The organism is Candidatus Krumholzibacteriia bacterium (assembly GCA_035268685.1).
Taxonomy (GTDB): Bacteria; Krumholzibacteriota; Krumholzibacteriia; order JAJRXK01; family JAJRXK01; genus JAJRXK01.
The window spans coordinates 1-20081 of the sequence record DATFKK010000091.1 but is presented as its reverse complement, the minus strand read 5'-3'; the positions used below and the strand labels follow the sequence as shown (position 1 = coordinate 20081).

At 68.8% G+C, this 20081-nt stretch carries 16 protein-coding genes; 14 read left to right on the top strand and 2 right to left on the bottom strand.

What is annotated here, in order from left to right:
* The 13 genes from VKA86_09070 to mutS all read left to right on the top strand — a co-directional run.
* A partial coding sequence (locus tag VKA86_09070; GenBank protein HKK71357.1) for a segregation/condensation protein A occupies positions 1–1059 on the top strand: 1059 nt, incomplete at its 5' end.
* Positions 1049–1729: an SMC-Scp complex subunit ScpB gene (scpB, locus tag VKA86_09065; GenBank protein HKK71356.1), complete on the top strand. Its 681-nt coding sequence runs from the start codon at positions 1049–1051 to the stop codon at positions 1727–1729. The genes VKA86_09070 and scpB, both read left to right, overlap by 11 nt.
* A gap of 24 nt (positions 1730–1753) precedes the next feature.
* A complete protein-coding gene (locus VKA86_09060; GenBank protein HKK71355.1) occupies positions 1754–2485 on the top strand; it encodes a pseudouridine synthase in 732 nt (243 codons plus the stop codon).
* 100 nt (positions 2486–2585) lie between these two features.
* Positions 2586–3731 (top strand): histidinol-phosphate transaminase, encoded by a 1146-nt coding sequence (hisC, locus tag VKA86_09055; protein ID HKK71354.1) that lies wholly within the window; start codon positions 2586–2588, stop codon positions 3729–3731.
* Between the two features lie 8 nt (positions 3732–3739).
* Positions 3740–5056, top strand: coding sequence for a 3-phosphoshikimate 1-carboxyvinyltransferase (aroA, locus tag VKA86_09050; GenBank protein HKK71353.1), 1317 nt, complete (start codon positions 3740–3742; stop codon positions 5054–5056).
* Positions 5053–6402 (top strand): (d)CMP kinase, encoded by a 1350-nt coding sequence (cmk, locus tag VKA86_09045; protein ID HKK71352.1) that lies wholly within the window; start codon positions 5053–5055, stop codon positions 6400–6402. Before aroA ends, cmk begins: the two co-directional genes overlap by 4 nt.
* 104 nt (positions 6403–6506) lie before the next feature.
* Positions 6507–8348, top strand: coding sequence for a 30S ribosomal protein S1 (locus VKA86_09040; GenBank protein ID HKK71351.1), 1842 nt, complete (start codon positions 6507–6509; stop codon positions 8346–8348).
* A gap of 93 nt (positions 8349–8441) precedes the next feature.
* The gene (gene mtaB / locus VKA86_09035) at positions 8442–9797 is read left to right on the top strand and encodes a tRNA (N(6)-L-threonylcarbamoyladenosine(37)-C(2))-methylthiotransferase MtaB (GenBank protein HKK71350.1); all 1356 of its coding nucleotides are present in this window, start codon (positions 8442–8444) and stop codon (positions 9795–9797) included.
* Positions 9794–11152 (top strand): tRNA (N6-isopentenyl adenosine(37)-C2)-methylthiotransferase MiaB, encoded by a 1359-nt coding sequence (gene miaB, locus VKA86_09030; protein HKK71349.1) that lies wholly within the window; start codon positions 9794–9796, stop codon positions 11150–11152. The genes mtaB and miaB overlap by 4 nt, the downstream gene beginning before the upstream one ends.
* Positions 11136–11483 carry a LapA family protein gene (locus VKA86_09025; GenBank protein ID HKK71348.1) on the top strand — a complete coding sequence of 116 codons (348 nt, stop codon included), beginning with the start codon at positions 11136–11138 and terminating at the stop codon, positions 11481–11483. Before miaB ends, VKA86_09025 begins: the two co-directional genes overlap by 17 nt.
* 49 nt (positions 11484–11532) lie before the next feature.
* Positions 11533–12741 (top strand): tetratricopeptide repeat protein, encoded by a 1209-nt coding sequence (locus tag VKA86_09020; GenBank protein ID HKK71347.1) that lies wholly within the window; start codon positions 11533–11535, stop codon positions 12739–12741.
* Positions 12738–13763: an SPOR domain-containing protein gene (locus VKA86_09015; protein ID HKK71346.1), complete on the top strand. Its 1026-nt coding sequence runs from the start codon at positions 12738–12740 to the stop codon at positions 13761–13763. The genes VKA86_09020 and VKA86_09015 overlap by 4 nt, the downstream gene beginning before the upstream one ends.
* Positions 13760–16375 carry a DNA mismatch repair protein MutS gene (mutS, locus tag VKA86_09010; GenBank protein HKK71345.1) on the top strand — a complete coding sequence of 872 codons (2616 nt, stop codon included), beginning with the start codon at positions 13760–13762 and terminating at the stop codon, positions 16373–16375. The genes VKA86_09015 and mutS overlap by 4 nt, the downstream gene beginning before the upstream one ends.
* 350 nt (positions 16376–16725) lie before the next feature.
* Here the strand turns inward: mutS and VKA86_09005 are convergent, their stop codons facing one another.
* Positions 16726–18285, bottom strand: a complete 1560-nt coding sequence (locus VKA86_09005) for a serine hydrolase domain-containing protein (GenBank protein ID HKK71344.1) — start codon at positions 18283–18285, stop codon at positions 16726–16728.
* A gap of 230 nt (positions 18286–18515) precedes the next feature.
* Here VKA86_09005 and VKA86_09000 point away from each other — a divergent pair, with 230 nt between their 5' ends.
* Complete coding sequence (locus tag VKA86_09000; GenBank protein HKK71343.1) at positions 18516–19553, top strand: IS481 family transposase; 1038 nt, start codon at positions 18516–18518, stop codon at positions 19551–19553.
* 281 nt (positions 19554–19834) lie between these two features.
* Here the strand turns inward: VKA86_09000 and VKA86_08995 are convergent.
* On the bottom strand, positions 19835–20081 hold a 247-nt coding region (locus tag VKA86_08995; protein HKK71342.1), incomplete at its 5' end, for a hypothetical protein.

Here is a 20081-nt window from a genome sequence, read left to right as displayed (position 1 = left end):
GCCCCGCCACCCGGGGCAGATCCCGGGAAACAGCGCCAGGGAGCCATCTTGCACGAGACCCCTTCCGATCCGAATCCCGCCACGCCGGCCGGAGCCGGGCCCGACGAGGCCAACGGCAACGGCGTCGCGCGCACGGGCTACACGGTGCGCCTCGATCAGTTCGAGGGCCCGCTCGACCTGCTGCTCTACCTGATCCAGCGCGACGAGATCGACGTCTACGACATCCCGATCGCGCACATCACGCAGCAGTACCTGCAATCGATCGAACAGCTCGAGGTGTTCGAGCTGGACAACGCGGGCGAGTTCCTCGTCATGGCCAGCACGCTCATGCGGATCAAGGCCCGCATGCTGCTGCCCGTGCAGCGGCCCGGCGACGACGACGACGACGAGGGCGATCCACGCGACGAGCTCGTGCGCCGGTTGCTCGAGTACAAGAAGTACAAGGAAGCCGCGCGGGCCCTGTCCTCGAAGTCCACCGAGCGCGCGGAGTTCTTCCGACGAGGTCAGGACTACCCCTTCCTCGACCAGGCCGAGGAGGAGGCGCCGGAACTCTCGCTGTCGCTCTACGATCTCCTGCGTGCCGTGGGAAACGTTCTCGAGGAGATGCGCGGCGAGAACGTGCATCACGTCTACACCGACGTCTACACGGTCGAGGGTCAGGAGCACCACATCGTCGGACGGGTCGAGCGCGAGGAACGCGTGCTCTTCGGTGATCTCTTCGGGAACATGCAGGTGAAGATGGAGGTGGTCGTGACCTTCATCGCCCTGCTCGATCTCTTGAAGACGCGGCGGGTGCGTGCCTACCAGGGCGAGACCTACGGTGACATCTGGCTCGAGGCCGGCGACGGGGTCACGGAAGAGACCGAGGACGTGGCGGGGGTCTCGTCCGCGACCGAAGACACCGACTCGCAGCCCGCGGTGATGGAGGCGGAGGCCGGCACCGTGGAGGCCGCTCCCCCGGACGACGGCGTCGAGGCGGAAGCCGCGGCGGACCACGAAGAGACGGAATCCCCGACCGCGGACGCGGACGACGACGAGGACGATCCCCATGCGACGTGATCTGGAAGCCCTGCTCTTCGCCTCGGACCAGCCGCTGACGCTGGATCGCCTGGCAGGATTCTTCCCCGACGTCGATCGCAAGTCCGTACGTGAGGCGATCGACGAGCTCCGCGAAGAGTACGAACGCGATCAGCACGCCTTCACGATCGTCGAGTTCGGCGGTGGGTTCTCGATCAGCACGCGACCGGAGCACGCAACCCTCGTGAAGCGGTTGTTCAAGGGACGGCGCAAGCAGCGCCTGAGCCGTCCCGCGCTCGAGGTGCTGGCGATCATCGCCTACAAGCAACCGGTCACGCGCCTGGAGATCGAGGAGATCCGCGGTGTCGCCGCCTCGGGCGTGATCGGAACCCTGCTCGAGCGTGACCTCGTGCAGATCGTGGGCCGCGCCGAGACCCTCGGTCACCCGCTGCTCTACGGCACCACGAAGGGGTTCCTGGACCACATCGGGCTGCGCACGGTGGGCGAGCTGCCGCAGCTCTCCGAACTCGAGGATCTCCTCGCCGAGAAGGAAGAGTTGAAGCAGTTGGCCACCGCTCGTGGTGAGGAACTCGGCGACGAGGACTTCGAGCGGGCCGATGCCGACGACGGCGAAGCCGACGAAGAAGCCGAGGCGGACGAGACCGTGGGCGAGTCCGAAGAGGACGTCCGCCGCGCGCAGGAATCCTCCTGAGCCGGGGATCCTCCCGTGGGCCCCATGCGGATCAATCGATTCCTGGCCCGAGCGGGTGTGGGGTCGCGACGAGGGGTCGAGGCGCTCGTCCGCGACGGGCGTGTGACGGTCAACGGCGAACGCGTCGGCGATCTGGGACGGCGGGTCGACCCCGACCACGACGAGGTCCGGGTCGACGGCCGCTCCGTCCGGCCCGCCACGTCGACGCGGGTCCTGGTGCTGCACAAGCCGGTGGGGGTGGTGTCGAGCCTGCGGCGCCAGGGCGACGCCCCGTGTCTGCTCGACGTGCTCGAACCCTCGCTCGCCACCTCGGGCCTGTTCCACGTGGGGCGGCTGGACCGGGAGTCGTCGGGGGTGCTGCTCCTGACCGACGCCGGCGACCTGTCCCAGGCGCTGCTGCACCCCTCACGCCCGGTGTGGAAGGTCTACCGCGTCCGCACCGTCCAGCCGGTGGACCCGACGACCATCGACCGCTGGCGCCACGGCGGCACGCGGCTCGACGGCCGTCCCCTCGCACCCATCCGCGTCGGGGCCGATCCTGGGGATCCCCGTCGCCTCCGCCTGGAGCTGCGCGAGGGCCGCAATCGGCAGATCCGCAGGATGGTGGAGGCGGCGGGCACGCGGGTCGACACGCTGCACCGCGTGGCCTTCGGTCCCGTCGAGCTCGGCGACCTCCCTCCCGGCGCGTTGCGTTCGGTCACTCCGGAGGAAGACGCCGCTCTGCGGTCGATCCGCGCGGCCCACGGCCGAGATTGACGATCCCGGTGCCGGTGTCTAGCCTGCGAGGGTCCGTCGACGCCCGGTGCGGCAGCTCCTGCGCCCCGGGCGCGCGGGATGCCGCGTCGGAGGCCGGACCATGAGCAGTGCCGAGAGCAGGAAGCCCACCCGATTCGTCGAGCGCATCCGTCCCGCGGTGCGCGCGCTGCGTCCCTACGAACCCGGGAAGCCCATCGAGGAGGTCCAGCGCGAGCTCGGCCTCGACCACATCGTCAAGCTCGCGAGCAACGAGTACCCCGAGGGCCCCTTCCCCGAGGTCAAGGACGCTCTGCGAGCCGAAATGGACGAACTGCACCGCTATCCCGATGCCACATGGCACCACCTGCTCGACGCGGTCACCGAGGTCTACCCGATCGGCCGCGACGAGGTCCTCTTCGGCAACGGCGCCAACGAGATCCTCGAGCTGATCGTGCACCTCGTCGCCCGCGACGGCGACGAGATCGTCTACGCCCACCCGAGCTTCCCGATCTACGGGCTGCTGTCGCAGTCGCACTTCGACATGGGCGTGTCGGTGCCGCTGACCGGCGATCACGTGCACGACCTCGACGCGATGGCCGACGCCATCACCCCGCGCACGCGTGCGGTCATGGTGTGCAATCCCAACAATCCCACGGGCACCTACGTGAGCGAGGCCGATCTCGTGCGCTTCCTCGAGCGCGTGCCCGAGGACGTGCTGGTCGTGCTCGACGAGGCCTACGTCGAGTTCGTCACCGCCGACGACTTCCCCGACTTCTTCCGCCTGCGCGAGCGCTTCGTGAACCTCGTCAGCGTGCGGTCGTTCTCGAAGATCTACAGCATCGCCGCGCTGCGGATCGGCTACGCCCTCGGCCACCCCGAGGTGATCGGCATGCTGCAGCGCGTGCGGCAGCCCTTCAACGTGAACCGTCTGGCGCAGAAGGCGGCGGCCACGGCGCTGCGCTATCAGGACCGCGTGGCCGAACGCCGCGAGACCAACCGCCGCCGCCTCGACCAGCTCGGTGAGGGGCTGCAGGAGCGCGGCTGCCGGATCGTGCCGTCGCAGACCAATTTCTACCTGGCCTTCACGCCGCAGGAGTCGACCGAGGTCTTCGGCGCCCTGCTGCGCGAGGGCGTGATCGTGCGTCCGATGCATTCCTTCGGACTCGGTGAGGGATCGTTCCGCGTGAACACGGGAACCGAAGAGGAGAACGCCGCGTTCCTGCGGGCCCTCGATCGCGTGTTCGCCGCGGGAACCACGGGAGTCTGAACGTCACCGTGAATCCATCGGGTCCGACGGTCGCGGTCGACGGATCGCGGCCGCTCCGCGGGGAGCTGCGCCCGGTCGGCGACAAGTCGATCACGCACCGCGCGCTCCTCTTCAACGCCGTCGCCGACGGGACCGCCACGGTGCACGGCGGCAACCCCGGCGCCGACGCGCGGTCGACCGCCTCGTGCCTGCGCGCGCTCGGGGTGCGGATCGACGAAGAGGGCACCGGAGCGTGGACCGTCCACGGTCGCGGCTTCCGACTGCGGCCGGCCACCGACGCACTCGACTGCGGCAACTCGGGCACCACCATGCGCCTGCTCGCCGGCGTCTGTGCCGGACAGCCCTTCACCAGCACGCTCGACGGCGACGCCAGCCTGGGTCGACGGCCCATGGAGCGGGTGGCCGTGCCACTGCGGGCGATGGGGGCGCGGGTCGAGGGCCCGACCAACGGCGCGCGGCCGCCGTTGGTGATCACCGGCCCCGTCCACCGGGGAGGGCGCTTCGAGATCCGTGTCGCTTCGGCACAGGTGAAGTCCTGTCTGCTGCTGGCCGGGTTGCTCTCGGGCCGGGCGGTCGAGGTGGTCGAGCCGGGCGCGAGCCGTGACCACACCGAACGCATGCTCGCGGCCATGGGCGCCCCGATCGACGCGGCCCCCGGACACGCCGCGGTCGGGGCGACGCGGGCGCTGCGGGCGCTCGACGTCGACGTTCCGGCCGACCCGTCGTCCGCGGCGCTGGTGGCGGCGGTGGTGGCGGTCACGCCGCACAGCCGGGTGACGTTCTCCCACGTCCTCTGCAATTCCACGCGCACGGGCTTCGTCGAGACGTTGCGTGCTGCGGGGGCAGGGGCGGATTGGGGCGCGCCCCGCGAACACGCCGGCGAGACCACCGCCGACCTCACGGTGGAGGCAGCACCGGTCTGGACTCCGCTGCACGTCGAGGCAACGGTGGTGCCCTCGCTGATCGACGAGGTGCCGGCGCTTGTGGCCTGTGCGGCCTTCGCACCCGGCACTTCGGTCTTCGACGGCGTGGCCGAGCTGCGCGTGAAGGAGAGCGACCGCGTGGCGTCCATGCAGGCGTTGCTGGGCGTGTTCGGTGTCGACAGCGAGAGCACCGACGACCGGCTCGTGGTCCACGGCGGAGGCCCGCGCCGTCCGACGGCGGCCCTGCCCGCCACCGACGACCATCGCATCGCCATGGCCGCCACCGTCCTGGCCGCCGGCGTGAGCGCCCGCGACGGCGCCGGGCCGATCACCGTCGACCTCACCGCGGCCGCCGTGTCGCACCCCGGCTTCGGCCACGACCTCGAAGGACTGCGCGCGTGACTCCGGAATTCGACCCTCTGCACGTGGCGATCGACGGCCCGGCCGGCTCGGGGAAGAGCTCGGTGGCCCGCGCCGTCGCCGAGCGGCTGGGCCTGGCCCACGTCGACACCGGTGCCATGTACCGCGCCCTCACCCACGCCGCCCTGCAGGAAGGTTTGGCCCTCGAAGACGGCCCCGCCCTGGCGCGGCGGCTCGAGAGCCTGCGACTGCACTTCGAGGGTAGCGATCTGGTCGTCGACGGCCGGCGGGCCGGCGACACCATCCGATCGGCCAGCGTCGACGCCGAGGTCTCGGGGGTGAGCGCGCACCCGGAGGTGCGGGCCGCCATGCAGCGCCGCCAGCGCGTGGCGAGCTGGGAGCACTCGGGCGGCGTGGTCATGGAGGGCCGCGACATCGGCACCCAGGTCCTGCCCCTGGCCCGCGCGAAGGTCTACCTGGACGCTTCGGTGCAGGAGCGCGCCCGCCGCCGCGCCCTGCAGGCCGGCCGGGGCGACGACCCGGCGGTGCTGGAACGGGTGGTGGCCGAACTCACGGAGCGCGACCGCCGTGATTCGGGCCGCGCGGAGAGCCCCCTGCGCATTCCGCCCGACGCCGCGGTGGTCGACACCACGGGCCTGGACTTCGAGCAGGTCGTCGACCGCGTGTGTGCCCACGCCGAGGCCTGCCGTCCACGGCGGGTCCCTCGGGCGCGGCTGAAGCCCTTCCGCTACCGTCAGATCAGCTACCGGATCACCAAGGCCGTGATCCGGGCCGCCGTGAAGATCCCGTACCGCATGCGGATCTTCGGGGCGGCGCACCAGGAGATCGAGGCGCCGCTCATCGTCGCCTGCAACCACAACTCCTACTGGGACCCGATCGTCCTCGGCAGCCAGATCGACCGCCAGGTGTCGTTCATCGCCAAGCGAGAGCTCTTCAAGGGCCTGCTGGGGGCCTTCTTGCGCTTCTACGGCGTGATCCCGATCGTGCGGGGGCGCTTCGACGCCGAGGCCTTCGCCATCGCCGAGGCGATCCTGGGCGCCGGCGGCAACGTCATGATCTTCCCCGAGGGCACGCGTAAGCCGCCGGGGCGGCCGGGGCCCGTGAAGCGGGGGCTGGGCCTGCTCTCGATGACCACGGGGGCGGCCTATCTGCCCTGTCTGGTCCGGGGTACGACCGAACACGCGCGGGCATTGCGGGGTCGCGGGGGCGGCTTCGAGGTCTGGGTCGGGCCGCCGACCCACCTGCGTGCCACCGACGCGCTGCGGGCCCAGGGGCTGGACGACTCCCAGGTCCAGGGCCGGGTGGGCGAGCTCTACCTGGCCCAGATCAAGGCCCTGCTGCACCGTGCGGAGCGATTCGCGGGCTGATTCCGGGTGGGCGCGCGCCTTGCAGGGCGCCGCGCGCGGACCTATACTCCCGCGATGCCCGCTTCGCGCGGGCAAATCCACGTTGAAGGAGTTGTTGTTCGAGAATGTCCACCCAATCCACTTCGAACCCGGAGGCCGGCGCCGACGCCAATGCGCGCGGCGGTCGCCCGCAGACCGGAACCCGCCTGACCGAATCCTTCGATCCGAAGGACATCGTGAATCCCGAACTGATCGAGGAGGAGGAGTACTCCGACGATCAGTTCCTGGAGATGATCCAGCTCTACGAGGGGACCCTGGCCGAGATCAAGGAAGGCCAGATCGTCAAGGGAACCGTCGTCGACGTCCGTGACAACGAGATCCTCGTCGACGTCGGCTTCAAGTCCGAGGGCACGATCCCGCTCGACCAGTTCCGCGGCAGTGACCGCGTGCGGGTCGGCGACGTCTACGACGTGTACCTCGAGACGATCGAGGACCAGGACGGTCTGATCGCGCTGTCCAAGGAGAAGGCCGACTTCCTCAAGGTCTGGGAAGACATCAAGTACGCTTTCGACCGCGTGCGCACCGTGCACGGTGTGGTCGAGCGACGCATCAAGGGTGGCCTGGTGGTCAACCTCATGGGCGTCGACGCGTTCCTTCCCGGTTCGCAGGTCGCCCTGCGTCAGGTTCCCGATCTCGACGCGCTCATCGGTGAGACCTTCGAGTTCCGTATCATCAAGATCAACAAGCGTCGCCGGAACATCGTGGTCAGCCGTCGTGTGGTGCTCGAGGACGAGCGCGACAAGAAGAAGCGCAAGCTCATCGGCGAGCTCGAGAAGGGTCAGATCCGCAAGGGTGTGGTCAAGAACATCACGGACTTCGGTGCCTTCGTCGATCTCGGCGGCATCGACGGCCTGCTGCACATCACCGACATGAGCTGGGGTCGTGTGAACAATCCTGGCGAGATGGTCGGCATCGGCGACGATCTCGAGGTCAAGGTGCTCGAGTTCGATCGTGATCGCGAGCGCATCAGCCTGGGTCTGAAGCAACTGCAGCCGTATCCGTGGACGGACGTCGACATCAAGTACCCCGAGGGCAACGTGGTGAAGGGCAAGGTCGTGTCGATCACGAACTACGGCGCCTTCGTCGAGCTCGAGAAGGGCATCGAGGGTCTCATCCACATCAGCGAGATGAGCTGGACCCGCAACGTGCGCCACCCGAGCAAGGTCGTCTCGATCGGCGAAGAGGTCGAGGCCATGGTGCTGAAGGTCGACAAGGAGAACGAGAAGATCTCCCTGGGCCTGAAGCAGGCCGAGCCCGATCCCTGGGAGGGCCTGGCGAACAAGTACCCGCCGGGAACCGTCATCGAGGGCAAGGTGCGCAACCTGACCGACTTCGGCGCCTTCGTCGAGGTCGAGGACGGGATCGACGGGCTGGTCCACATCAGCGACATGAGCTGGACCAAGCGCGTGCGTCACCCCAAGGAGATCGTCAAGAAGGGCGACTCGATCGACGTCATGATCCTCGACATCAACAAGGAGAAGCGTCGCATCTCCCTGGGGATCAAGCAGCTCGTCGACAACCCGTGGGACACGCTCGCCGAGCGCTTCGAGCCGGGCACCGAGTGCCAGGGCACGATCGTCCGGGCGCTCGAGCACGGGGCGATCGTCGAGATCGACGACCAGGTCGAGGGCTTCGTGCCCCTGCAGCACCTGGGCATCGAGGGGATCGAACGTCCGATCGAGCACTTCCGCCCGGGCGACGAGATCCCGCTGACGGTGATCAAGATCCAGCCCGAGAACCGCAAGATCGTCCTGAGCGCCACGAAGTACTTCGAGTCGCACCAGGACGAGCAGGCGGAGTTCGTCGAGGCCCACCCGAAGCGCGAGCTCACCGAAGAGGAGATCGCGGAACTGGAGCGGGAGAAGGACGACGAGCTCGACCGCGAGCTCGCCGCCGAGGACTCCTGATCCGGGCCGGGCATTGCGTCCCGGAGCACTTCGGAAGAAGATGGGGCCCCGCTTCGGCGGGGCTCCTTCGTACCCACCCCCGGACCGAGCGTCATGCGTGTCGCCTTCCACACCCTGGGCTGTCGGCTGAACCAGTTCGAGACCGAGGGCATGCGCCTGCGGGTCGAGACCGACCTTCCCGCCGCCGAGGTCGTGGGGTGGACCGACGCCGCGGACGTCTACGTCATCAACTCCTGCGCGGTGACCGCCCGCGCCGAGCAGAAGTGCCGGCAGATGGCCCGCGCGGTGAAGCGCCGCCACCCGTCGGCCCGCGTGGTCCTGGCGGGCTGCTACGCGCAGTTGTCCGGCGACGGCCTGTCCGGACGCGACGAGATCGACGCCGTGCTGGGCAACGAGGAGAAGCGCGCGCTCCCGGACCACCTGCCACGGGTCGTGGCCGGCGAGGACGTGGTCGAGGTCGGCCGCTACCGCCGCGGCCAGAGCATGGCGGCCGAGTGGATCGACTCCTTCGGCGACTACTCGCGCGCGACGATCAAGGTGCAGGAGGGCTGCGACATGCGCTGCACCTTCTGCGCGATCTGGCGCGCGCGCGGCCCGAGCCGCAGCCGGCCCCCGCGCGACGTGGTCGAGCAGGCCCGGAAGCTCGCCGCCCACGGCTACGAGGAGATCGTGCTGGCCGGCGTGCACATCGGCCACTACGGGCGCGACCTCGAGCACGCGACCGACCTCGTGGACCTGCTGCACATGCTGCTCGCGGTGCTCCCCGAGACGGTGCGGATCCGTCTGTCGAGCATCGACCCCGGTGAGGTCGACCTTCGGCTGGCGCGGGCCCTGGTCGACGAGCCGCGCCTGTGCCGCTACCTGCACCTGCCCCTGCAGTCGGGGGCCGACACGGTGCTGCGCCGCATGCGGCGCGCCTACTCGGCCGGCTACTACGAGCGCCTGGTGCGGGACGTCGCGGCCCTCGACGGCGACTTCGGCTTCGGCGCCGACGTCATCGTGGGATTCCCGGGCGAGACCGACGCCGAGTTCGAGACCACCCGCAGCCTGCTTGAGCGGCTGCCGATCCACTTCTACCATGTCTTCCCGTACAGCGACCGCGCGAACACCGCCGCCGAGCGCATGGGCGACAAGGTCCCGCGGGCCGTGGCCATGGAGCGGGCCGAGATCCTGCGCGTCCAGGGTCGGGCCAGGCGCGAGGACTTCCTGCGCCGGCACGTCGGGCGCCGCTGGCGGGGGATCGTCGAGGGCGCCGGCACCGACGACGGACTGTCCGAGGTGATGCTCGACGACTACGCCACGGTGTGGATCGACGCCGCGCCGGAGCTGGTCCGGCGCACGGTCGAGGTCCACGTCACCGCGCTCGACGAACGGGGTCGCCTGCGCGGACGGCGCGCCGGACACGAAGAAGCACACCGCAGCCCCTCGGGATCAGGAGCCGCCGCATGAGCGAGCCGACCACGCGACGGGTCTACATCGAGACCTACGGTTGCCAGATGAACGTCTACGACAGCCACGCCGTGCGCGATGGACTGCGCACCGCGGGCTGGCACGAGGTCGACTCGCCGGCCGACGCCGACCTGCTGCTGCTGAACACGTGTGCGATCCGCGACAACGCCGAACAGCGCGTGCTCGGCCGCATCGGCGAGCTGCAGCAGTACAAGAACCGTCGTTCCGACGTGCGCATCGGCGTGCTCGGCTGCATGGCCCAGCGCATGGGCGAGGAGCTGCACGAGAAGCGGAAGAAGGCGGTGGACCTGGTCGTCGGCACCGACAACTACGGTCGCATCGCCGATCTGGTGGAGGAGAACCTGCGGACGGGCAAGCCCCAGTTCGACCTCGAGGTCGACGGCACCGTCACCTACGAGGCCGAACCCGAGACCTCGCCCACGAACAACAGCCACTTCGTGTCGATCACCCAGGGCTGCGACTACCGCTGCACCTTCTGCGTGGTGCCGTCCACGCGCGGCGTGCTGCGGCACAAGCATCCCGACACGGTGATCGGCGAGATCGAGAAGATCGTCGAGGTGGGCGGGGCCGAGGTCACGCTACTCGGCCAGAACGTGACCGCGTACCGCCACCCCGAGGCCAGTTTCGCCGAGTTGATCGCGCGTGTGGCCGAGGTCGACGGCATCCGCCGGGTGCGCTTCCTCACGAGCCACCCGACCGACTTCCCCGAGGAGACCCTACGAGCGATCGCCGCGCACGACGAGATCTCGCCCTGGTTGCACATGCCGATCCAGAGCGGCAGCGATCGCATGCTGCGTCGCATGAAGCGCGGTCACAAGCTGGCCGACTACATGCACGTGGTCGAGCGCTCCCGCGAACTCCTCGACGGCGTGACCTTCAGCACCGACATCATCGTCGGTTTCTGCGGCGAGACCGACGAGGATTTCGAGGCCACGTTGCGGGTCATGGAAGACGTGCGCTACGACAGCGCCTTCATGTTCAAGTACTCCGAGCGGCCGGCGACGCCCGCGGCGCGCCTGGTCGACGACGTCCCCGAAGCGGTGAAGGACCAGCGTCTGCAGCGGGTCATCCGATTGCAGGAATCGATATGGCGTGACCTGTCCTCGTCGCTCGTCGGTGAGGAATGGACGGTCGCGATCGAGGGAACCGATCACAAGGGCCGTGGGTTCCATCGGGCACGGACCCTGAACAACCGCAAGGTCCTCGTTCCGCGCCGTCCCGGCGTGAACGTCGGCGACGAGCTGCGCGTGCGGATCACCGGCGTCGAGGGCACCAACTTCTTCGGAGAGCCGCAGGCTCTCGTCTGGAAGGCCGACCGTGTGGTGGCTGCTTAAGATCATCCTGTTCGTCGTCCTACTGGCGCTGCTCGTCTTCGTGGCCGTCAGCAACGACGCCGTCGTCGCCGAGATCCACCTGCTGGGGTGGCACCCGACCGACGTGCCCGTGTTCCTGGTGATGTTCGGGTCGGCACTCGTGGGGCTGTTCTTCGGTCTGGCCTTCACGGCGGTGCGTGAGCTGCAGTGGCGGATGCGCGTGTCGCGGGTCCTGCGCGAGCAGGGCAAGCTGAAGCGCGAGGTCGACCACCTGCGCAAGTCCCCGCTACAGGGACTGGACGAGACCCCCGCGGTGGGCGACCCTGCGGGCCGACCCGACCCGAAGTCCTGACCCGTGGCGCCGACGGGCGCCCTCCTCCGATGACAGGGGCCGTCGATCCATGCCCGACGCCGTGACCCTCGGACTGCTGGGTGCCGCGATCGTGATCGTGCTCGTCGTGGTCACCCTGCTGTTCCAGCGCGCACCGGTGAAGCGACGCCCCGTCGAGGGGCCGGCCGCCGCCCTGCTCGCACTCGCCCGGGGGGATCGCACCCACGCCGTCCGGCTCCTGCGCTCGGCGGTCGAGGCCCCCGACGTCGACGTCGAGACCATGCTGGTGCTCGGTCACCTGCTGCGCGAGGACGGGGAGATCGAGCAGGCTCTGCACCTGCACCACGCAGTGCTCGGCCGCACGGGCCTCACGCCGGAGCAGAGGCGCCTGGTCGAGCTGGAGCTGGTCGACGACCTGCTCGCTGCTGACCACGACGAGCGCGCCGAGACGCGTCTGGCGGCCCTGGACGAGCACTACGAGGACAGCGAGATCCTCGACCGCCGCGCGCGGGCGCTCGTCCGGCTGCGGCGCTTCGCCGACGCGGTCGACGTGCTGGTCCGAAGGGTGGCGTCGGAACCCGACGACGCCGAGGGGCGGGCCCGGGTGGCCGACGGCCTGGCCGAGATCGCCCGCGAGCACCTGCGCACCGGCGAGGTGCAGACCGCGGCCCGGGTGGCCCGCACGGCCATCGAGACCGACCCGACGCGGGCAGCGGGGTACGTGGTCCTCGGCGACACCGAGATGCATGCCGGGATGGTCGAGACCGCCGTGGACCACTGGATCGCGGGTCTGAGGCGTGCCCCGGGTGGCGGCGAGCTGCTGCTGGGGCGCGTCCTCGAGGCTTCCCTGCAGAAGGGCCGGTTGGAGGCTCTCGTCGACACCATGGAGGCTCTGCGGGCCGAGCGTCCCGACGACGTGTGGCTGTGGCGGGCGACGGCGGATCTGCGTCTGCGTCGAGGTGACCGCGAGGAATTCTTCGCGTTGCTCGAGGAGGCACCCGACGGCGCATCGACGCAGACCGACGCATGGGCCGGATGGATCCGACACCTGCACGCCCGCGGCGACGAGTCCGAACTCCGAGGGCTGCTGTCGATGTTGCCCGACGCCTTCGGTCCGCGCGCCTGGCGCTGCCCCGAGTGTGGGACCGAGGAGGTCGAGCCCCGCGCGGGGTGTGGCCGATGCGGATACGTCGGACCGCTCCGGCCCGTGCTTCCCGAGACGAGGCCGTCGAATCGGGTGGAGTCCCCCGCGTCGATCCCGGGAGGGCGACTCCAGTGAAGACTCCGCGGATCGTGTTCGTCGTCCTGGCCCTGTTCCTCGTCGCCGGCACCATGGTCGCGGTCGGCGGTGCGCAGCAGCACGAACGCATGGTCGAACTCACCAGGCTGGGTCGGTACCAGCTCGCAGCCGATCTCTTCGACGATTGGAAGTCCCGCGACATCGCTCTGGGCGACAGTACGCGATGGCTACGTGCGAAGCTGGACACCGACCCCGATCGCTTCGACCGGCAGGCCCTGGACCTGGCGTCGGGGGCGGACTCCCCGGCCCTCGCGCGCCGGATCACCATGGCGCGCGCGAGAGAGCAGTTCGCCCGCGGCCGGTACCAGACCGCAGCGGAACTGCTGCGGCCGCTCACCGGACCGGGGCGCGACGTCGGTGACGGTTCGGCGTTGCTGTGGCTCGGGATGGCCGAGCAGGCGGCCGGGCAGCCGGGTGCCGCCACCCGGTCGTTCCGAGCGATCGAGCCGGACATGCCCGTCTTCGCCACGGCCCGCGCACTCCTCGCCGAACTCGCCCTGCGCGGCGGCCGGACCGAGGCGGCGACCGAAGACGCCCAGCGTTCGCTCGACCACGATCCGTCGGCCGGGAGCCTGGCGTTGAGCGTCCTGGAGCGGGCCGCGCGCGAGCGCGGAGACACCGACACCGCCGACGAACACGCCCGTCGTCTCCGGTCCGAGTACCCCGAGAGTGCGGAGGCCTCGTGGGTCACCCGTGACACGCCCACCGGGAGCGACGATCTTCCGGCGGGCCTGACCCACGACCTGGACGAAGGCCGCGAGGGCTTCGCCCTGCAGTTCGGCGCCTTCCGCGACCGCGCGCTGGCCTTACGTCTGGCCGAGCGTCTCGACGGCGAGGTCGACGAGCTGCGCATCGAGCTGGAACGCCGCGACGAGGCGCCGCTGTACCGCGTGGTGGGAGGGCGCTACCTCACGCGCGCGCAGGCCGAACGCGCGCAACGCTCACTGCGCGACGAGGGCTGGACCACCCTGGTCCTGTCTCCCACGCGGGGCGGCCGATGAGCCCGAAGGCTCGGGGCAACGTCACGCCCATGATGGCGCAGTACCTGGGGTTGAAGGAACAGCACCCCGACGCCGTGCTGCTGTTCCGCATGGGCGACTTCTACGAGACCTTCTTCGACGACGCCGAGCTCGTGGCCGGCTTGCTCGGGCTCACCCTGACCGCGCGCGAGAAGCAGGGCGACGATCCCATCCCGCTGGCCGGGGTGCCGCACCACGCCCTCGAGCACCATCTCACGCGCCTGCTCGAGCACGGTCTGACCGTGGCCATCTGCGAGCAGACCGAGGATCCGAAGAAGGCCCGCGGTCTGGTGAAGCGCGAGGTCGTCGAGGTGATCTCGCCGGGCACGGTCACCAACCCCGCCCTGATCCGCGGGGCCGACGCCGTGTTCCTGCTGGCCGTCGAGCCGCGCCGCCACGGCGACTGGGGCTGGGCGCTGCTCGACGGCTCCACCGGCGAGTTCCGCTGTGGGTCGTCGCCGCCGGAGGACGTGAGTGCTCTGCTGCGGCGGTACGAGGTGGCCGAGGTCGTCGCCCCCGATCCGTTGCCGCCGGGCACCGAGGTCGAGCGCACGCTCGGCGCGACGACGGTCACCACCTACGCGCGCCTGCACTACGACCCGTCGATCGCCTCGGAGGCCCTGTGCGATCACTTCGCGGTGGCCGCCGTCGACGGCCTGGGGCTCGATCCCGACGAACCGGCGGTGGGCGCGGCGGGGGCCGCCCTGCGCTACCTGGCCGACCGCCAGCGGGCCCGGCCCACGCAGGTGCGACGTGTGCACGTCGACCGCGGCGAGGGACGCCTGCACCTCGACCGCGAGACGGTGGCCCACCTGGAACTGTTCGAGAGCATGCGCGGCGCCGACCGCGCGTCGAGTCTGTTCCACCACGTCGACCGCACCTGCACGCCGCTCGGCCGGCGCCGTCTGGCCGCGTGGATGCGCGCGCCACTGTGCGACGTGCAGGGCATCTGCGCGCGGCACGACGCGATCGATGCACTGTTGGCCGAGGCGGGGCGTCTCGACGGCCTGCGCGAGACCCTGCGTGGGATCGGCGACCTCGAACGCATCGTCGGACGCATCGCCACCCACCGCGCGCTGCCGCACGAACTGGCCGCCCTGCGCGCGGGACTGCAGCGCTGGCCCTCGCTGGTCGAACGCACGCGGGACTGCGACACCCCGCTGCTGGGCGACGTCGAGCGGCACGCCGACGCCTGCACCGAACTCGCCGAGCGGCTGGCCGCCGCGCTGGTCGACGAACCGCCCACGCACCTGCGCCACGGCCGTGTGTTCCGCGAGGGCCACGACGAAGAACTCGATCGCCTGCGCGCGCTCAACCGCGACGGCAAGACCTGGATCGCCGGCTACCAGGAGAGCGAACGCCAGCGCACGGGCATCGCCAACCTGAAGGTCGGCTTCAACAAGGTCTTCGGCTACCACGTCGAGGTCACGAACAAACACCTCGACAAGGTCCCCGACGACTACGTCGAGAAGCAGCGCCTGACCAGTGGCAAGCGCTTCGTGACCGAGGCCCTGAAGGAACGCGAGCAGGAGATCCTGCGCGCCGAGGAACTGCAGGTCGAACGCGAGGCCACGCTGTTCTCCGATCTGGTCGCAGAACTCGCCGAGGACCTCGGTCCGGTGCACGACGCGCTCGACGCCCTGGCCACGCTCGACGCGCTGGTGGCCCTGGCGACGATCGCGCGCGAGCAGGACTACCGCCGGCCCCGCGTCGAACCCGACCTGCAGCTCGACGTCGAGGACGGTCGTCATCCGGTGGTCGAACGCCTGAGCGACGAGAGCTTCGTGCCGAACGACGTGCGGCTCGATCCGGCGCAGCGCCAGATCGTGCTGCTGACGGGCCCGAACATGGGCGGCAAGTCCACCTACCTGCGACAGACGGCGCTGATCGTGATCCTGGCGCAGATGGGCAGCTTCGTCCCCGCGCGGCGTGCGCGCATCGGCCTGGTCGACCGCGTGCACACGCGCGTGGGCGCGAGCGACGACCTGGCGCGCGGACAGAGCACCTTCCTCGTGGAGATGACCGAGACCGCGCGCATCCTGCGCGGGGCGACCGCGCGCAGTCTGGTGATCTTCGACGAGGTGGGGCGGGGGACGTCGACGCGCGACGGCCTGGCCCTGGCGCGCGCGATCGTCGAGTTCCTGCACGAAGGACCGGTGCACCCGCGCACGCTCTTCGCCACGCACTTCCACGAACTCACGGCCGTGGCCGAGCGCCTGCCGCGGGCGGTGAACGCCCAACTCGAGGTGCGCGAGTACGAGGGGCGGATCCTGTTCCTGCATCGGGTCGTGCCCGGCGCGGCCGACCGCAGCTACGGGATCCATGTGGCCGAGCTGGCCGGCGTGCCGGCTCCGGTGCTCGAGCGCGCCCGCGAACTGCTCGACCGCGCCCAGGCCCTGGAGAGCGACGCGGAGGACGCCCCCGCACCGCCGCCACCGCGCTTCCAGTTGCCGTTGTTCGAGAGCGCGCCCCCGGCGCCGCACCCGGTGGTGGAGCGGCTGAAGGAACTCGACACCGACACGCTGCGGCCGGTCGACGCCCTGGTCGTTCTCGCCGAACTGGCCGAAGAGGCCCGCAACGGGCGCTCCGGCTGACGATTCCCGCGCTCGGTGCGATCGACGATTCTGGCGCGGCTGCGGCCGACTCGAAGATCCTGCGCGACTCGATCCTGGTGGGCGCGCCCGACTCCGACGCCGCGACCGCGCGGCGGGGGAGTGGTCCTGGTGTTCGGTGTCGGTGCGGACCTCGGAGCGAGGCGCACCACGGCCGCGTCACGAGCTCGACCTGGTCGAGCAACGCATCACTGAGCTGGCTGTCGAAGGTCTGCGTTCCCGTGTCATGAGTCGGGAAGGCTCCAGCCAGATCCCAGACGCACCAGGCGAGCGCCAGTCGCGCGGGCGTTCAGCAATCGAGCGGGTCGGCCGATCGGCTACCCTGCACGCCTTCAGTCGCGCACGTAGTGAGAGCTGGCATTCGGCAAATGGAAGGTAACCGAATGCGTGTCTCCAAATGCATCGCGATGGAATTCCAGTTCGGCAATGCCCAGGCGTAATCCGAAGCCCTCGATCCAGAACCGGTTCGGTGATAGCGGGATGAGTGCGATCGCACCGTCATCGCCGTCCACGGTCATGGTCAACCTTTCGCCGTCCGCCTCGATGTGAATTCGCTGGTCGAAGAGCCTGCGAATCATGATGCGGCGCAGGGCGTAGGGAAAGTCGGTGTCCACGCGATACCAGCCGGTATAGTCCAAGAGCTGTTCTGCGGAGAGGACGATTTCGGGAACCCGGATCGGCTCGTTGATCTCCCAGTTCATCGCGTCGGAAACACCGTTTCTGATTTCCGTGATCAACCCATTGCCGTTGGCGCCGTTGGTGAGAATGACCAAACCGTCACCGGTAGCGAGATGCCCCTCGATCCAGGCGTGGTAGGAGGAGTTCACGCCGCCATGGTGGAAGAGGAGGGCATCATCACGGCCCTCGATACGCGGGCCCAGCCCGTGCTCGCTGGGGGAAACGGGTGTCATCATGTCTTGCGCCAGCGAGCGGGGGAGAAAGCCGTCATCATCCCGATAGCTGGCCAGAAGGGCGGCAACCAGGTTCGCGAGATCACTCGCGCTCGTCCATAGGCCGGACGCCGCGCGTTCCGGGAAGGCCTCATAGCCGCGTGGCAGCGCGACGGGCGTGCCATCTCGGTTGTGGGCCATCGCGATATTTCCATGATCTGGCGGCAGTGGGTTGGTGAAAGTGCTGCGCGTCATACCGAGCGGCGCCAGCAGATGCGTGTTGGCGATCGTATCGAAATCTGCTGTGGGGTCGACGTCGTCGACGATCTGTTGGGCGAGCGTATAGCCGCCGCCGGAATACTTGTACTCGGACCCGGGCTCGAACAAGAGTGTGAGCGGGTCGTTCACGGCTGGGCTTCGGCCCTCCAGCGTATCGATCGTCGACGGGAGATCGTCACCAGGCTGGAAGTCTCGAAAACCGTGCATATTGAAGCCGGACGTATGCGACAGGATCGTGCGCAGTGTAATGCGAGTTTCGTCGAACTCCGGATGATCTGGCAGGGACCAGCTCTCCAGCTGAGTGGCAATGGGGGCATCCAGATCGAGTGCGCCTGCGTTCACGAGTCTCAATACGAGGCTCGCCGTTGCGACCTTGCTGACTGATCCCGCTGAAAACACCGTGTCAGCATCGACTGGATCCGTCGTACCGGACTGCCGTACACCGAATCCCGAGGCAAGAACGACCTGTCCATCATCAATGATGGCGACAGCCACGCCCGGCACGTCATAGTCCGCCATACGTTCATCGAGGGAATAGCGCTCTTCTGCATCGCCGATCCAGACACGAGGTCGAAGCTTGTCGACGAAGCTGGCAGGGTCGGATTGCGCGAAGCTGGGTGCGGACAGACAGAACGTATTGACGGCGGCGGACAAGCAAAGGACTTTCGCTACCCGGGTGAGCAAGGCGCAAAGCGTTCCGGAGGGTGTTGGCGCGGGATGCATGGTAATCTCCATGATTGGCAGGGCCGTAGGTCTAGAGCGCGCTGATGCATGCGGTTCACAGCACCGCCTCAGTGGGAGAAACCGCTCTATGGTGACGGGATAGGTGAACGACGACGCAGACGGGATATATGGATTGTAGAAGCTACGACTTGATCGGACACTCGTCCTAGGAGAGGACGGGCCGTCACGGTACCCTTTCGGCGCACTACCACCTGAAAGGGAGAAGAACCGTGACGACCCAGGAGAAGCTTATCAAGGGCAAGCTCGGCTTGCTAGAGCTGGCCGCGTACATGGAGAACGTGAGCGAGGCCTGCAAGACCCTCGGGTACTCGAGGGACACGTTCTACCGGGTGAAGCGCCGCTACGAGGAGGCCGGGATCGAGGGCCTCCGGGAGATCAGCCGGCGTAAGCCCAATCCCCGCAACAGGGTGCCCCAGGAGATCGAGGACAAGGTCTGCGGCCTGGCTCTCGAGTATCCGGCCTACGGTCGGGTCCGGATCGCCAACAAGATGAGCGAGCTCTACGGCCTGACGGTCTCTCCGGCCGGGGTCCGTTGCATCTGGCAGCGGCACGAGCTGGAGAGGAAGAAGAAGCGGTTGAAGGCGCTGGAGGCGAAGATGGCCGAGGGCGGCTATGTCCTCACCGAAAGCCAGGTCCAGGCCCTGGAGCAAGCGACGGAGGAACGAAAGGCGCATGGCGAGATCGAGACCGAGCACCCCGGCTATCTCGGATCGCAGGACACCTTCTACGTGGGGACGATGAAGGGTGTGGGGCGAATCTACCAGCAGACGTACATCGACACCTTCTGCCGCCATGCCCACGCGAAACTCTACCTGCAGAAGTCTGCGATCACCGCGGCAGACCTGCTCAACGACCGTGTGATTCCCTTCTACGAGGCCGAGGGTATCGACGTGCTGCGGATCTTGACGGATCGTGGGACGGAGTACTGCGGCAAGGTCGACAAGCACGAGTACCAGCTGTACCTGGCGCTCAACGACATCGAGCACACGAAGACGAAGGTGAAGAGCCCGCAGACCAACGGCATCTGCGAGCGCTTCCACAAGACGATCCTCGAGGAGTTCTACCAGGTCGCCCTGCGACGGAAGATCTACACTTCGATCGAGGAACTGCAGGCTGACCTGGACGCATGGCTCGACGAGTACAATCATCGCCGGCCACACCAGGGCAAGCGCTGTGACGGAAGGACGCCGTATGCTACGCTGACCGAGTCGAAGCATCTGGCCGAGGCGAAGCAGCTCTCGGCTTGATCTGACAGTCAACGCGTCGAAGGGGTACCTGTCAGATCAGATCGTGACTTCTACAGAAACCCGGCACCCCTATCCCGTTCTGCGGGCGGCCTCGACTCGATCGATAGTGGGTCGGGGCTTCTCGCATGTTGGCGTGTCGCGGGGGGGACGCTTACAGGGCGACGACCGGCGACTCCGAACCCAACAGGCTCCCGAACGTCGGGGCGGAATCGCCGGTCCGCGATCGACCTTAACGCTCTCGACCGTTCCGATTCGACGGAAACGAACTGAAACTGGGCGACTCAGTGGGTCTCGGGGGTGTTCTGGAGGATTCCACGTTCGTAGCGCAGGTGGTCGTTCGCCCACGCCCACAGCCATGCGTCGTCGATCGGTCCCACGTCCCGATGATACCGCGCCGGCCACTCACGGCGGATCCGGGCGACGAAGCGATCGATCGCCGACACGTGGATCACCCGCAGATCGGCGTCGAAGGCCACGATGATCATGTTCTCGGGGTCGGGCTCGTTCACGTCGAGACTGACGCGGCAG